The sequence below is a fragment of the Schaalia hyovaginalis genome (assembly GCF_014208035.1).
Taxonomy (GTDB): Bacteria; Actinomycetota; Actinomycetes; order Actinomycetales; family Actinomycetaceae; genus Pauljensenia; species Pauljensenia hyovaginalis.
This window is the reverse complement of the sequence record NZ_JACHMK010000001.1, coordinates 2,223,816-2,238,030: the sequence shown is the minus strand read 5'-3', so window position 1 is coordinate 2,238,030 and position 14,215 is coordinate 2,223,816. Positions and strand designations below refer to the sequence as shown.

Genomic DNA, 14,215 nt, shown 5'->3' with positions numbered 1-14,215 from the left:
GCGTTCGCTTGAGCGTCGCCCCCACCCGGGTCACCGGGTGGGGGCGACGCGCTTTCCCGCTATGAGTTCCCTTCGGCACGATGTATTCATAGGGTTTTCTTGTATCCCCTCATGTGCTTAGGTAAGGGTAACGCGACGGCACCGGAGGGGCGCCGTGCAGGAGAGGAGATGCATTCGCGTGTTCATGAAGAGAGTCGGGGCGGCCGTGGGTGCGGCCGTTCTCGGGTTCGGATCGCTCACCCTCGCGTCGGCGGCGGCCTATGGCGCGGCACCGATGCCGGCGGCGCAGTTCGCCGCTACGACCGGCACTGCTTCCTGCTCTGCGGGTGATGCCCTCCCCGCGAGCTACGTCGGCGAGTTCGCCGCGAAGCTGCAGATGACGGAGCTGCTCAAACCCTTCGAGTCCGAGGTCAAGTCTGAAGCGAACGCCGGACACTTCCCCTGGGACAAGGAGACGGTGAGTACGAGCGCCTCCTTTACCTACACCGTGACCTTCCCCCAGGGAGCGCAGGTCGGGGCGGCCGCCGTGGCGGAGTCCTCGTCCATGATCGCTTCGGTGAAGGAGAGCGCGGTCAGCCCGGACGGACTCACGCATACCTTCAAGATCAAGCTCAACGATGTGAACTGGGCTCAGATCTACCAGGGTTATCAGGCCGATCTCGCCGATCCGGCCGCGCACACGGTGGACATCACGATCCCCTACACGGCCGTGGTCAACACGAAGGATGAGGCGGCGCCCCTCGAAGGCGCTGCGGTTACTGCGACGGGCAGCTTCAGCTTCTATCCCTCCAGGACCTGGGGCCGTTTGGGAATCGGCCTCCAGACCTTCGCGATGGATACGGCCAGCTCACCCCTGGCGGCGGGCATCTCGGCCCTGCCGTGCATCGCCGCCGAGCCGACGCCGCCTGGTCCGATCGATCCTCCTTCCCCGAGCGAACCGACCCTTTTCGAACAGGAAGGGGTCCTGCCTGGGGATCTTCTGGGTGCTGTGGATTCTGGTGCTGCGGATACTGAGCATGATGCCGTGGCGGTGGCTGAGGGGCGGTCTTCGGTTCTGGCTTTGACCGGTGCTTTGTACGTTGATGACATTCGCCAGCAGATGGTCGCGATCGAGAAGCAGTATTCGCAGACCGCTCCTGATTTCGCCGATATCGCGATCTCCGAGGCCGACTTCTCCTTCACGGCCGCTCTCACGTTGCCGGTGGGGATGGCTTTCACGGATGCGTCGAAGTCCGCGGTGTTTTCCGGGTCTGCGGATTTCGAGGTGTCGAGTGTCGAGGTGGCTGGTCAGGTCGTCACGGTGAAGTTCGCGCTGACTGATGCCGCGAAGGAGAAGGTGAAGACCTATGGGGATCTCAAGGCGGTCGTTGATGCTGCGCAGTCGCCCTTGCAGGTGACTGTCAGTGGTGTGACCTTCACTGCGGATTCAACCCCGGATACGGAGTACACGGTCACGGGTGAGGTGTCGGGTCGTTTCTCGGCTTTGGCGTCGAAGTCGGCCGCGACCGGTGGTCGTGACATTCGTTTCGCTTTCACCTGGAATGGTGAGCAGAAGGCGGGTCTTGAGGATGCGAAGGCGCAGGATGGCATCACCTACACGGTGAAGTACAAGGCGGAAGCTCCGATTGACCCGACTCCCGATGAGCCGGAACCGAGCAAACCGGAGCCGAACGAGCCGGAACCGAGCAAACCGGAACCGACCAAGCCGGAGCCGAGCAAGCCGCAGTCCGCGCAGCCCGTGACCCCGAAGAAGGGCGGCCTCGCCGCGACGGGCACCGAAGGGGGAGTCCTCGCCCTCGGCGCGACGCTCTTCACCCTGGCCGGCGTTGCGGCGCTGAGGCGCCGTGAACGCTGAAGAGTGATCTCCTGAAACTCCGGGGCGGGCAGCGAAAGCTGCCCGCCCCTTGTCATGTCGAAGGGGGATCGCGGATCGCTGGCGCTGCGCGCTTGGCGGGCCCGGAGCGCCCTGGACGCCACGAGCCGTTCGAGCGCGGCCTATGCGCTGAGGCGGAAAAGCTAGGGGAGAACACCTGATTTATTGAAAACTATCCGGTGGTGTTGAGGGCTCGATATGGCGCGCTCGTGACAGCCCTTCTTTGTGAAGCGTCGCGCGGTATGGCGACTGTCCGCCATTTCAAAACCTGATGAGTCTGGAAGCCTTCACTCGCTTGCCGGGGCTTTGAGGGCTTCGCTCCGGCTTCGCGCGACCCTTCGGTGCTGCACGCATTCGAGGGATGCTGGAAGCGCTCGTTTTTGTTGATATTTGAGCTTTTTCCTCGGGGTGGGGTGGATGTTTTGCGTCAAGGCGCGTGGGCCTGAGCGGCTGGGGTTGAGCGGTGCGGGACCATGCGTCGCCCCCTGAGCGTTGTCGCCGCGATGCTTCGGCAAGGGGTGTGCGGGAGGCGGAGTTTTTCAGTTAATGATTGCCGGGGCACTGTTGATTCAGGGTGTTGTCGCCCCTAAACGCCTTCGTTACAGTGAGTCTTCCAAATTTTGAAATAGGAGGATTCCGTGACCCCGCCGGTCGGGGCGCGCATATCGCACCCGCTGTTTCATCATCCGCCTGGCCTCGTCGGGCGCTCCTCTCCCTTACGGCGTTTTCGCTCCTCGCCTCGGCATTCGGCGGCTCCGCGTACGCCGCAACGGGTGCGGAGCTCCGGGCAGATGCCGGATCCGCCGCTTCGCGAAGCGCCATGCTCACCGCAGTCTCGGATTCTCAGGGAGACGAGGGCGCGTCCCCGAACGATGTGAACGACCCCTCCTCAACCCCCGAGCGCCCTGCTGATTCGCAGCCCCTTGCGCTTCGTGCAGGCGAGGGCGAGGGGGAGTCCTCATCGCAGAGCAGCGGAGAAGAAGCTCCCCGTGAATCCCAGGGCGCCGAGGCCGATGGCCCCGAAGGCCCCGCAGCGGAGCAGCCCCTTTCCGAACCCGAAGCCGCGCCGCTCCTTGCTCCGCCTGCAGATGCGGCGGGAATCAAACTGGAGGTCCAGGCCCAGGGGCACAAGGGCGTGAATGAGCAGATCACGCAAGAGCATTTCGTCAAGGGTGATGCATCCGCTACGGCTCGACCACTGCGGGAAATGTGGGCCAAAAGGATGATTTCCTCATCTCGAATGACGGTGGGACAGGGGGAGCAACCGCCTTCGTCGGAGCCGGATCGATGGTCTACTCCGCGCACAACGCCCAGTCCAGCTGCAAGAACCAGTTCTGGCCCTTTGGGTGCTTGGGAAGGTGGAACCTTGATCTCGGAACCGAGGAGGGGAAGCTCAACCTCCAGGCAAAGAGCGCCGTCGGCTTCGCGGCGCGCGACCCGGGGTCCGTGCCCGTCGGGGAGAAGTTCAACCTCGGCTATTTCGTGCACGTGAATAACTCCGTCAGGGCGCTTCACGGCCGCTTCCAGGCCAATCTCAACATCCGCCTGAAGCTGGCGGGAGTCCAGAAGGATCTCAGCTTCCCCTGGCAGCTCCACGAGACGGCGAACGACCCCTCGGGCTACCAGTGGAATGGCAGCTCGGACGATATTCTCGAGTTCACTTCGACGATCGCTCCGACCACTTTCGAGTCGAATGGGCACCACTACACCTCGAAGATCGAGGGATTCACCCCCACCGCTTCTGGGCAGTGCCCCGCTCGGCCGAATGATCAGTCGCAGGTCGAGAACAAGTTCATCACCAAGGAGAACGCGCTCACCTACGGCTGCCTCTGGGCCTCGCTCGTGCAGGTCCGCCCCGTCATGATCGTCAAGCAGGTGGAATTCGCCCCCGGCATCGCCGACTCGGGCGAGCACTCCTTCAGCTACACCGTCTCCGGACCTCTCGCAGAGCTGTGGAACACGACATTCACCCTTCAGGCGAGTGTGCAGAAGCGGGCCGAGAAGAAGGTCGAGGCCGGTCATAACACCGGTGCCGAACTCACGATCACGGAGAACGACCTGCCCGCAGGCTGGTCTGTGAAGAGCCTCCAATGCCTCGACGGCAAGAATCAGGCCATCAAGGGCGCCACCATCAATGGTCCGGCCCTCACAATCCCCGCCGGCCTGCAGGAAACGGATCCGCAGAGCATCCCGATCACCTGCACCTACACCAACCTCTACGCCCCCACAGCCACACTCACCCTCAAGAAGGCCCTCGAAGAGGGAAGCGACAAGGAATGGGCGAAAAAGGCTGAAGCCACCGACTGGCTCCTCAGCGCTACCCGCGTTGACGGCCCTCTCAGTGCCGAGGCGATCGGCGCGGGCGCTTAAAGCCGCAGCCCGCGACCAGCCTGGAAGGAGTCACCGGCTCTGAAAAGGTGACCAGAATCGAAGTCCTCGCCGGCGCCTACTCCCTTGCCGAAAAGCCCAAGACCATCACCGGCGGACTGTCCGAAACGGCCCACAAGGCCAAAGGCTGGACCTGCGAGGGCGGCGACGTGAATGAGAAGGGCGAGGTGCGCCTCGAAGCGGGCAAGACCTACACCTGCACGGTCACGAACGCCTTGCGCACATCCGCCCTCGAATGGACCAAGACGGACGAAGCCGGGCAGGCCCTGAACGGTTCCACCTGGAAGCTCTCCCGCACGAGCGCTCCCGAGGTCGGCGAGATCCCCGTCACCCCTGGGAAAGGCGGCGCCTTCAAAGTCGACGGACTGCCGATGGGCACCTACCGCCTGACGGAGACCGCGGCTCCCGCGGGCTTCCGCAAACTCGCCGCCCCCATTGACATCACCATCGACGAGGACGAGAAGGTCCGCGGGCTGCCCGAAGACGGCAAGATCCGCAACGCGGCCCTCCAGACTCCCGTCCTCCCGCTGACCGGCGGTGCCGGGTCCGACGCCTTCCTCATCGCAGGCTCGGCCTTCCTGATCCTGTGCGCAGGCGCCCTCTGGATCGCCCAGCGCAGGCGCAAGCACCGGGACGCCTGAGCGGGTACACCCACGAAGTCGAACACGGGGACATCATGAGCATTCGTCGACGCAAAGGCGCCGAGCCCGCAACATCCTGCGCGCTCGCAGAACCGCCGAACGGCCGGACGCCCTCGATGGGGGAGCGTCGCGCCTGGCGCCCCGACGGCTTCTCGATCATCGCCTCCGTCTTCGCGATCATCGGGATGCTTACGCTCCTGTATCCGAACATCGCGAGCTGGATCAGTCAGTACAACCAGTCGCGGATCGTGTCCGAATACGGTCTGCGCGTCGCTGCGGCCAGCTTAGAAAAAGAGGCCCAACTCCAGCGGGCCCGCGAATACAACGAGGGGCTCCGCGTGGGAGCCGTCCTCGAAGGGAACGTGAGCATCCCGAAGTCAGAGGGAGAATCGGAGGGGACTGAAGGCGAGTACCGCTCGATCCTGTCGCTCAACGACAGCGGCCTCATGGGCCGCATCCGGATACCCTCCATCGAACTCGACCTGCCTATCTACCACGGCACCGATGACCAGACCCTTCTCGAAGGGATCGGCCACCTCGAAGGAACCTCCCTGCCGGTCGGAGGCTCCGATACGAGGACGGTGCTGACCGGGCACCGAGGGCTCGCGCAGGCCCGCATGTTCACCGACCTGGACGCCGTCGAGATCGGCGACGTCTTCACCCTCGAGGTGTTCGGCGAGGTCCTGGCCTACCGGGTCTCGGAGAAGAAGGTCGTCGAGCCCGAAGCGACCGAGTCCTTGCAAGCGGTCCCCGGGAAGGACCTGGCCGCCCTGGTCACCTGCACCCCGATCGGCATCAATACGCATCGGATCCTCCTCACGGGCGAACGCATCGCCCTGCCCGCGGCTAAGGGGTCTCCCGCCCCCTTCTCCGCCCCCACCGTTCCCGGCTTCCCCTGGTGGGCCCTGGGGCTCGCGGCGACGATCATCGCCATCGGCCTCTACATCCGATGGGCGGGCTCCCCGCGCTCCCCTCGGCGAGCGCGGGCCCGATGAAGCGCGGCCATTCATCGCCCGAGCACCGCCCTCGTGCCCACGAGCGCTCCTGAGGGAAGCTGCTGCGACTCGTAGCGCATGACAACGAAAGGAAAACATGAACCCTTCCTCGCCCCAAGCAACACGGACGATCATCGCCTCCGCGGCACTGGCCCTCGGCCTTGCGGGCATCGGCGGTGCGGCTCATGCCGCTGATCCCGCGGCGGGGAACATCCCCCGCTTCGAAGACGGCGTCATCAATGTCCACAAGCACTCGAATCCGGGAGGGGAGCTCTCCCGTGCCGACGGCTCCGCCCAGTCGCTCCTCGAGGGCGCGAAGCCCCTGGCGGGAGTCGAGTTCACCCTGTATCAGGTCCAGGGCGTCGACCTCGCAGGTGCGCAGAGCCTGAACGACAACAGCGGCTGGGATCTCGTTCAAAAGCTCACCGAGAACGACTTCTCATCCGAAGCGCGCGTGGACAACGAGGGCTCCCCGACGAAGGTCACGATCGACCAGCGCGAGCACCCCCTGTCCCCGGGAACGACGATCTCGACCGACCAGCAGGGCCTCGCCTCCTTCACCAAGCAGAAGCCGGGCCTCTACGTCCTCGTCGAAGGGGCCGACAAGGGGAACAACGGGATCGTCGCCAAGGCCAAGCCCTTCTTCGTCGTCCTCCCCTTCTGGAACGCGCGCAACAAGGAATGGCTCAAGACCCTCGAGGTCTACCCGAAGAACATCGTCTCCGAGAAACCGATGAAGACGGTCTCCATCGAAAAACCCTCCGGCGGGGTCCTCACCTGGACCGTCGAACAGCGCATCCCGCTTCACGATGCGAGCACCTCGCTCTCCTCCTTCAAGATCGTGGACGACCTGTCCAAGGCGGGGGTGACCGAGACGACCCTGACGAGCATCGAGAAACTCGAAGTGATCTCCGGGGAGCAAACGAGCCTTCTCATCAAGAACGCCGACTTCACGGCGACCCTCGAGGGCGCGAGGCTCACCATTGAGGTTAAGCCCGAGGCGATGCGCAAGCTCGTCTCGGGGGCGAATGCGCGGGTCACCTACACCACTCGCGGTGAACACGGTCTCTACTCCAACACGGTGAGCACCTTCATCAACGATCCCGCCAAGGAGATCGGAACCAGCACGAAGACCGCCCGACTCGGTCGCGTCGAAGTCAAGAAGGTGGACAAGGAGACGAAGAAGGCGCTCGCCGGCGCCGAATTCAAGGTCTGTCTCCAGGAGGCGCAGACGGGCGCCGACTGCCAGGGCATCGCCAGCTTCACAACCGACGACCAGGGCAAAGCCGTTCTGAACGGCCTCAGGGCGCCCGGCAAGTACGTCCTCGTCGAGACCAAAGCGCCCGCGGGCTACGTCCTCGACCCCGCGGTCCGTCCCTTCGAATTCTCAGGTGAGGAAGCCGAAGCGGCGATGCTCACCGCCCCCATTCGTATTCGGCTCCGCTGAGGGGCCGAGCCCCGAGCGCCCAGAGAGGGCTTCGATCCGACTACTCGGAGCCGCGTGTGATGCACACCGTCTTGGACGACACGCCCGAGTGCGGGTACACTCGTTTCCCGGTGCTCATCGAAGGCGCGGCCGGACCCGTGTGCGGCCGCTCGGATCGATGAGCGGAATCGATCTTCCGCACGATGTCGGAGGATTCACACGCCGGCGGCGGGTTGTGAACTTGCCGCGGGTGAAGTGGATCTGACACACTGGGACGGTTGCCTCGCGATCCGCGCGGGGCGGTTTCGCAGGGCTTCTGCGAACCGGGCATCACGCCCGAGATCTTTGGACAAGACAACGGTCCGCCCCCGATCCAGGGGGAAGCCGCGCACGAGTGCCGCCGATAAGGCGACACGCCCGAGTGCGGGGACCGGTGACGAATCTGTACGAGAAGAGGTAAGACGGCATGGCGGGACAGAAGATCCGCATCCGGCTGAAGTCGTATGACCACGAGGTCATCGACAGCTCCGCGCGCAAGATCGTGGACACCGTGCAGCGAGCGGGCGCCACCGTGGTGGGCCCGGTGCCGCTGCCGACCGAAAAGAACGTGTTCGTCGTCATTCGGTCGCCCCACAAGTACAAGGACAGCCGCGAGCACTTCGAGATGCGCACCCACAAGCGGCTCATCGACATCATCGACCCGACCCCGAAGGCCGTCGACTCGCTCATGCGCCTCGACCTGCCCGCGGACGTCAACATCGAGATCAAGCTCTGAGGACATCTGCAATGACTACTGACAACACGCAGCACGCGCCCGTGAAGGCGCTGCTCGGCCGCAAGCTCGGCATGACCCAGGTCTGGGACGCCGACGGCCGCCTCGTGCCCCTCACTGTCGTTCAGGTCGACACCAACGTCGTCACGCAGGTTCGCACTGAGGACGTCGACGGCTACAGCGCCGTCCAGCTCGGCTTCGGCGAGCTCCCCGCCCGCAAGGTGACCAAGCCGATGGCCGGTCACTTCGCCAAGGCCGGTGTCGAGCCCCGCCGCCACCTCGCCGAGATCCGCACCTCCTCCGCCGACTCCTATGAGCTCGGCCAGGAGCTCGACGCCGCCACCTTCGAAGCGGGCGAGTCCGTCGACGTTTCCGGCAACACCAAGGGCAAGGGCTTCGCGGGCGTCATGAAGCGTCACGGCTTCGCCGGCGTCTCCGCCTCCCACGGTGCGCACCGCAACCACCGCAAGCCCGGTTCGATCGGCGCCTGCGCGACCCCCGGACGCATCTTCAAGGGCCTGCGCATGGCCGGCCGCATGGGTGGCGTCCGCCGTACCGTCCAGAACCTCAAGGTCCAGGCCGTCGACACCGAGAAGGGCCTGCTGCTCATCAGCGGCGCCATCCCCGGTCCGAAGAACGGCGTGGTCCTGGTTCGCTCGTCCGTGAAGGGTGCGTGAAATGTCTGACGTTCAGACCCTCGACGTCCTCGATCTTTCGGGCAAGAAGGCCGCTTCCGTGGACCTTCCCGCCGAGATCTTCGACGTTCCGACCAACATTCCGCTGATGCACCAGGTCGTCGTCGCTCAGCTCGCTGCCGCCCGCCAGGGCACGCACGCGACCAAGACGCGCGGCCAGGTCTCCGGCGGCGGCAAGAAGCCCTTCCGTCAGAAGGGCACGGGCAACGCCCGTCAGGGCTCGATCCGCGCCCCGCACTTCACCGGCGGCGGCATCGTCCACGGCCCGCAGCCCCGCGACTACGATCAGCGCACCCCCAAGAAGATGAAGCAGGGCGCACTCCGCTCGGCTCTGTCCGACCGTGCGCGCGCCGGCCGCATCCACGTCGTCACGGCCCTCATCGAGGCCGAGACCCCGAAGACGAAGGTCGCCCTCGCCGCGCTGCGCAAGCTCGTCGAGGACCGTCAGGCCCTCGTCGTCCTCGAGCGCGGGGACGAGGTCACCGCCCTCTCCCTTCGCAACGTCCCCGAGGTTCACGTGCTCTGGGCCGATCAGCTGAACACCTACGACGTCCTCGACGCCGATGACATCGTGTTCACGCAGACCGCCCTCGAGTCCTTCCTCGGCACCAAGGAGGAGACCAAGTGAGCACCCTCGAAGCGAGCAAGAATCCTCGCGACATCATTCTGAAGCCGGTCGTCACCGAGAAGTCCTCCATCCTCATGGATGAGGGCAAGTACACCTTCGAGGTCGACCCGCGCGCCAACAAGACCGAGATCAAGATCGCCATCGAAGCGATCTTCGGTGTCAAGGTCGGCCAGGTCGCGACTCAGAACCGTAAGGGCAAGACCTACCGGACCCGCACGGGTCAGGGCAAGCGCAAGGACGTGAAGCGAGCGATCGTCACCCTGCGCGAGGGTGCCATCGACATCTTCGGCGATCAGGCCTGAGAACCGGAGAGGTAGAGGACAAACATGGGAATCCGCAAGTACAAGCCCACGACTCCGGGTCGTCGCGGCGCCTCGGTCTCCGATTTCGTCGAGATCACCCGCTCCACGCCCGAGAAGTCGCTGCTCCGTCCGCTGCACAAGACCGGCGGTCGCAACTCCAACGGTCGAGTGACCTCGCGTCACCGCGGCGGCGGCCACAAGCGCCAGTACCGCGTCATCGACTTCCGTCGCCATGACAAGGACGGCGTGCCCGCGGTCGTCGCTCACATCGAGTACGACCCGAACCGCACCGCCCGCATCGCCCTCCTGCACTACGCGGACGGCGAGAAGCGCTACATCCTGGCCCCGGCGAAGCTGAACCAGGGCGATCGCGTCGAAGCCGGCCCCGCGGCCGACATCAAGCCCGGCAACAACCTGCCGCTGCGCAACATCCCCCTCGGCACCGTGATCCACGCGGTCGAGCTCAAGCCGGGCGGCGGCGCCAAGATCGCCCGCTCCGCGGGTTCGTCCGTTCAGCTCGTCGCCAAGGAAGGCCGTTTCGCGCAGCTGCGCATGCCCTCCGGCGAAATCCGTAACGTCGAAATCACCTGCCGTGCGACGGTCGGCGAGGTCGGCAACGCCGAGCAGTCGAACATCAACTGGGGCAAGGCCGGCCGCATGCGCTGGAAGGGCAAGCGCCCGCACGTCCGCGGCGTCGTCATGAACCCGGTCGATCACCCGCACGGCGGTGGCGAAGGCCGCACCTCCGGCGGTCGTCACCCGGTCAGCCCGTGGGGCAAGCCCGAGGGCCGCACCCGCCGTCCGAACAAGGACAGCGATCGCCTGATCGTTCGCCGTCGCAAGACCGGCAAGAACCGCTGAGTAGGAGTCGATAACTATGCCGCGCAGTTTGAAGAAGGGCCCGTTCGTCGACGACCACCTGCTTAAGAAGGTCGACGCCGCGAACGAATCCGGCTCGAAGAACGTCATCAAGACCTGGTCGCGCCGTTCGGTCATCACCCCGGATTTCCTGGGCCTGACCTTCGCGGTCCACGACGGTCGCAAGCACGTCCCCGTCTTCGTCACCGAATCGATGGTGGGCCACAAGCTCGGAGAGTTCGCTCCCACGCGCACCTTCCGCAGCCACGACAAGGACGATCGTAAGGGACGCCGGCGCTGAGCCGGCCCTGGGAAGAAGAGGCAGATACATGGAAGCCAAGGCGCAGGCGCGTTATGTCCGCGTCACGCCCCAGAAGGCCCGCCGCGTCGTGAACGAAGTTCGTGGCAAGGCCGTCCTGGAGGCCGCCGACATCCTGAGGTTCGCTCCTCAGGCCGTCGCCACCGATGTCCGTAAGGTGCTCCTCAGCGCCGTCGCCAACTCGAAGGTCAAGGCGGAAGCCGCCGGCGAGACCTTCAACGAGGCTGAGCTTCAGATCATTGAAGCTTTCGTCGATGAGGGCCCGACCATGAAGCGCTTCCGTCCGCGCGCTCAGGGGCGCGCAGGACGCATCCTCAAGCGCACGAGCCACATCACGCTCGTGGTCGGCACCAAGGAAGACAAGAAGAAGGGAGACCGCTGATATGGGCCAGAAGGTCAACCCCACCGGGTTCCGCCTGGGAATCACCACCGATCACCGGTCCCGCTGGTTCTCCGATTCCACGACGAAGGGTCAGCGCTACGCCGACTACGTCGCCGAGGACGTCGCCATCCGCAAGAACCTCACCGAGAACCTCGAGCGCGCGGGCATCTCGAAGGTCGATATCGAGCGCACCCGTGACCGCGTGCGCGTCGACCTGCACACCGCCCGCCCGGGCATCGTCATCGGCCGCCGCGGCGCCGAGGCCGATCGCCTTCGCCAGGACCTCGAGAAGCTCACCGGCAAGCAGGTCCAGCTCAACATCCTCGAGGTGAAGAACCCCGACATGGATGCGCAGCTGGTCGCCCAGGGCATCGCTGAACAGCTCGCCGCCCGCGTCTCCTTCCGCCGCGCCATGCGCAAGGGCCTCCAGTCCGCGCAGCGCGCCGGCGCCAAGGGCATCCGCGTGCAGGTCTCGGGCCGCCTCGGCGGCGCCGAAATGAGCCGCTCGGAGTTCTACCGCGAGGGTCGCGTTCCGCTGCACACCCTCCGCGCCAACATCGACTACGGATTCCACGAGGCGCGCACGACCTTCGGTCGCATCGGCGTCAAGGTGTGGATCTACAAGGGCGATCTGACCGAGCGCGAATTCGCTCGTCAGCAGGCCGAGCAGGCCAACCGCGGCGGACGCCGCGGTGATCGTCGCGGCCCGCGCCGCGGCGGACGCCCGAACCAGGAGACCGCTCAGCAGCAGGCGCCCGTCGAGGCCGCGCCCGCCGCTACTGAAAACGGAACGGAGGCCTGAGCCCCATGCTCATTCCCCGTCGTACCAAGTGGCGCCGTCAGCACCGCCCGCACCGTACAGGTAACGCCACCGGCGGCACCGAGCTCGCCTTCGGCGAGTACGGCATCCAGGCGCTGACCGGCGCGTACGTGACCAACCGCCAGATCGAGGCGGCACGTATCGCGATGACGCGCCACATCAAGCGTGGCGGCAAGGTGTGGATCAACATCTTCCCGGACCGTCCGCTCACGAAGAAGCCCGCCGAGACCCGAATGGGTTCCGGTAAGGGCTCCCCGGAGTGGTGGGTCGCCCCCGTCAAGCCGGGCCGCATCCTGTTCGAGCTGGGCGGCGTCGACGAGGCCCTCGCCCGCGAGGCCATGCGCCGCGCCCAGCACAAGCTTCCGATGAAGACCCGTTTCGTGGTCCGAGAGGGTGGTGACATCTGATGGCGGAAAAGGGTCTGACCACCTCCGACCTCGATGCCATGGACGACGCCCAGCTGTCCAAGGAACTCGAGAAGGCCAAGGCCGAACTCTTCAACCTGCGTTTCGCGCAGGCGGTCGGCTCGCTCGAGGATCACGGCCGCATGAAGACCGTGCGCCGCGACATCGCCCGGATCTACACGATCGCGCGTGAGCGGGAGCTCGGCTACCGCACCGCCCCGAGCACCGAGGAGTGAGTGACATGGCAGAATCGACCGAGCGCAACGACCGTAAGGTGCGCCGCGGCTACGTTGTGAGCGACAAGATGGACAAGACCGTCGTCGTTCAGATCGAGGACCGCGTGAAGCACGCCCTCTACGGCAAGGTCATGCGCAAGAACAAGAAGGTCAAGGTCCACGACGAGAACAACGAGTGCGGCATCGGCGACCTCGTTGTCATCATGGAGACCCGGCCGCTGTCGGCGACCAAGCGCTGGCGCGTCGTGGAGATCCTCGAGAAGGCGAAGTGATCCTTCACCGGAACGAGTGATCCTTCGGGTTCAGCTCAGGGTCCGGCCCCTCTTCGGAGGGGTCGGACCCTTTTCCACGCCCTCCCGGAGGGCGGCTCCGGAAGCGGCCCGCAGTACTTGCGAAGGGCTTCGGCCCCGCCCTCGCCCCTCCCGGGCCCGTTTCATGGGGCAGATCACCGAAAAGACGGTTTCGTCCTCGGCGCGGATGAGGGTAGGCTTGAACAGTTGCGTGACGCGGGTGCAGTGCACCCTCGTCGATAGTGCGAGCGAGCAACATCACGACCCTGTGGTGCGTTCGCGCTGTTGTCGGCTCTCGATGCGCAACGGTCAATGCACGTTCGGCAAGGCTCGCGGGAAGTAATGCTCCCAAGAGAACCTGCTCGACGACAGGAGTCAATAGAAAATGATCCAGCAGGAGTCGCGACTCAAGGTCGCCGACAACACGGGTGCGAAGGAGATCCTCACCATTCGTGTGCTCGGCGGCTCCGCGCGCCGCTACGCGGGAATCGGCGACACGATCGTCGCCACCGTCAAGGACGCCATCCCCGGTGGCACCGTCAAGAAGGGCGACGTCGTCAAGGCGGTCGTCGTCCGTGCCCGCAAGGAGACCCGTCGTCCCGACGGCTCCTACATCCGCTTCGATGAGAACGCGGCCGTCATCATCAACTCGAACGGCGAACCGCGTGGTACGCGCATCTTCGGCCCGGTCGGCCGCGAACTGCGCGACAAGAAGTTCATGAAGATCGTGTCGCTCGCGCCGGAGGTGATCTGATGGCAGCCAAGATCCGTAAGGGCGACCTCGTCGAGGTCGTGCGCGGCCGTTCATCCGACGAGAAGAAGCTCGCCAAGCGCAATGCTCGTCGCGCCGCCGAGGGCCTCGAACCCCTCAAGCCGGGCGACAAGGGCAAGCAGGGGCGTGTCATCAAGGTCTTCCCCGCCGAGGGCAAGGTCCTCGTCGAGGGCATCAACCTCAAGACCCGTCACCTTCGCCAGGGTCAGCAGGGCCAGGCCGGCGGCATCGAGACGATCGAAGCCCCGATCTCCCTCGCCAAGGTCGCCCTGGTCGACCCCGACACCAAGAAGCGCGTTCGCGTCGGATTCCGCGAGGACACCGTCGAGCGCGATGGCCGCACCCGTACCGTCCGGGTCCGCGTGACCCGCGGCGGCGCCAAGCGCGGCATCGAGCAGGGCAAGGAGATCTGAG

The 14,215-nt window shown here is 65.5% G+C and carries 19 protein-coding genes and 1 pseudogene; 19 read left to right on the top strand and 1 reads right to left on the bottom strand.

What is annotated here, in order from left to right:
- The first annotated feature begins 178 nt into the window (after positions 1 to 178).
- On the top strand, positions 179 to 1,855 hold the full coding sequence (locus HD592_RS09885; protein WP_184453746.1) for a hypothetical protein: 1,677 nt from the start codon (positions 179 to 181) through the stop codon (positions 1,853 to 1,855).
- Positions 1,856 to 2,831: 976 nt separating this feature from the next.
- Here the strand turns inward: HD592_RS09885 and HD592_RS09880 are convergent.
- Positions 2,832 to 3,035 (bottom strand): hypothetical protein, encoded by a 204-nt coding sequence (locus HD592_RS09880; RefSeq protein ID WP_184453744.1) that lies wholly within the window; start codon positions 3,033 to 3,035, stop codon positions 2,832 to 2,834.
- Between the two features lie 47 nt (positions 3,036 to 3,082).
- Here HD592_RS09880 and HD592_RS09875 point away from each other — a divergent pair, with 47 nt between their 5' ends.
- The 18 genes and pseudogenes from HD592_RS09875 to rplX all read left to right on the top strand — a co-directional run bounded on the left by HD592_RS09875 (position 3,083) and on the right by rplX (position 14,214).
- On the top strand, positions 3,083 to 4,243 hold the full coding sequence (locus tag HD592_RS09875) for a prealbumin-like fold domain-containing protein (protein ID WP_184453742.1): 1,161 nt from the start codon (positions 3,083 to 3,085) through the stop codon (positions 4,241 to 4,243).
- 17 nt (positions 4,244 to 4,260) lie between these two features.
- Positions 4,261 to 4,455 (top strand): annotated as a pseudogene (locus HD592_RS12395) (hypothetical protein); the annotation flags it as partial.
- Positions 4,429 to 4,902, top strand: a complete 474-nt coding sequence (locus HD592_RS09870; protein ID WP_343058821.1) for a SpaA isopeptide-forming pilin-related protein — start codon at positions 4,429 to 4,431, stop codon at positions 4,900 to 4,902. The pseudogene HD592_RS12395 and the gene HD592_RS09870, both read left to right, overlap by 27 nt.
- 35 nt (positions 4,903 to 4,937) lie before the next feature.
- A complete protein-coding gene (locus HD592_RS09865) occupies positions 4,938 to 5,897 on the top strand; it encodes a class C sortase (protein WP_246430016.1) in 960 nt (319 codons plus the stop codon).
- Between the two features lie 97 nt (positions 5,898 to 5,994).
- Positions 5,995 to 7,344: a SpaH/EbpB family LPXTG-anchored major pilin gene (locus HD592_RS09860; protein ID WP_184453738.1), complete on the top strand. Its 1,350-nt coding sequence runs from the start codon at positions 5,995 to 5,997 to the stop codon at positions 7,342 to 7,344.
- A gap of 445 nt (positions 7,345 to 7,789) precedes the next feature.
- Positions 7,790 to 8,098 carry a 30S ribosomal protein S10 gene (gene rpsJ, locus HD592_RS09855; RefSeq protein WP_003790631.1) on the top strand — a complete coding sequence of 103 codons (309 nt, stop codon included), beginning with the start codon at positions 7,790 to 7,792 and terminating at the stop codon, positions 8,096 to 8,098.
- Between the two features lie 11 nt (positions 8,099 to 8,109).
- Entirely contained in the window at positions 8,110 to 8,772 is a 663-nt protein-coding gene (gene rplC / locus HD592_RS09850; RefSeq protein WP_184453736.1) for a 50S ribosomal protein L3, read from the top strand.
- 1 nt (position 8,773) lies between these two features.
- Positions 8,774 to 9,418 carry a 50S ribosomal protein L4 gene (gene rplD, locus HD592_RS09845; RefSeq protein ID WP_184453734.1) on the top strand — a complete coding sequence of 215 codons (645 nt, stop codon included), beginning with the start codon at positions 8,774 to 8,776 and terminating at the stop codon, positions 9,416 to 9,418.
- Complete coding sequence (gene rplW, locus HD592_RS09840; protein WP_184453732.1) at positions 9,415 to 9,720, top strand: 50S ribosomal protein L23; 306 nt, start codon at positions 9,415 to 9,417, stop codon at positions 9,718 to 9,720. Before rplD ends, rplW begins: the two co-directional genes overlap by 4 nt.
- 24 nt (positions 9,721 to 9,744) lie before the next feature.
- Positions 9,745 to 10,581: a 50S ribosomal protein L2 gene (gene rplB / locus HD592_RS09835; protein ID WP_154476206.1), complete on the top strand. Its 837-nt coding sequence runs from the start codon at positions 9,745 to 9,747 to the stop codon at positions 10,579 to 10,581.
- A gap of 16 nt (positions 10,582 to 10,597) precedes the next feature.
- On the top strand, positions 10,598 to 10,879 hold the full coding sequence (gene rpsS / locus HD592_RS09830; protein WP_005962242.1) for a 30S ribosomal protein S19: 282 nt from the start codon (positions 10,598 to 10,600) through the stop codon (positions 10,877 to 10,879).
- 28 nt (positions 10,880 to 10,907) lie between these two features.
- Entirely contained in the window at positions 10,908 to 11,279 is a 372-nt protein-coding gene (gene rplV, locus HD592_RS09825) for a 50S ribosomal protein L22 (RefSeq protein ID WP_154476207.1), read from the top strand.
- Between the two features lies 1 nt (position 11,280).
- Positions 11,281 to 12,081, top strand: coding sequence for a 30S ribosomal protein S3 (gene rpsC, locus HD592_RS09820; protein WP_184453730.1), 801 nt, complete (start codon positions 11,281 to 11,283; stop codon positions 12,079 to 12,081).
- Between the two features lie 5 nt (positions 12,082 to 12,086).
- On the top strand, positions 12,087 to 12,506 hold the full coding sequence (gene rplP, locus HD592_RS09815) for a 50S ribosomal protein L16 (protein WP_154476209.1): 420 nt from the start codon (positions 12,087 to 12,089) through the stop codon (positions 12,504 to 12,506).
- The gene (gene rpmC, locus HD592_RS09810; RefSeq protein WP_154476211.1) at positions 12,506 to 12,739 is read left to right on the top strand and encodes a 50S ribosomal protein L29; all 234 of its coding nucleotides are present in this window, start codon (positions 12,506 to 12,508) and stop codon (positions 12,737 to 12,739) included. The genes rplP and rpmC overlap by 1 nt, the downstream gene beginning before the upstream one ends.
- Before the next feature lie 5 nt (positions 12,740 to 12,744).
- A complete protein-coding gene (gene rpsQ / locus HD592_RS09805) occupies positions 12,745 to 13,011 on the top strand; it encodes a 30S ribosomal protein S17 (RefSeq protein ID WP_154476213.1) in 267 nt (88 codons plus the stop codon).
- Positions 13,012 to 13,414: 403 nt separating this feature from the next.
- Positions 13,415 to 13,783, top strand: coding sequence for a 50S ribosomal protein L14 (gene rplN / locus HD592_RS09800; RefSeq protein ID WP_184453728.1), 369 nt, complete (start codon positions 13,415 to 13,417; stop codon positions 13,781 to 13,783).
- Positions 13,783 to 14,214, top strand: coding sequence for a 50S ribosomal protein L24 (gene rplX, locus HD592_RS09795; protein ID WP_184453726.1), 432 nt, complete (start codon positions 13,783 to 13,785; stop codon positions 14,212 to 14,214). The genes rplN and rplX overlap by 1 nt, the downstream gene beginning before the upstream one ends.
- Position 14,215: the final 1 nt, after the last annotated feature.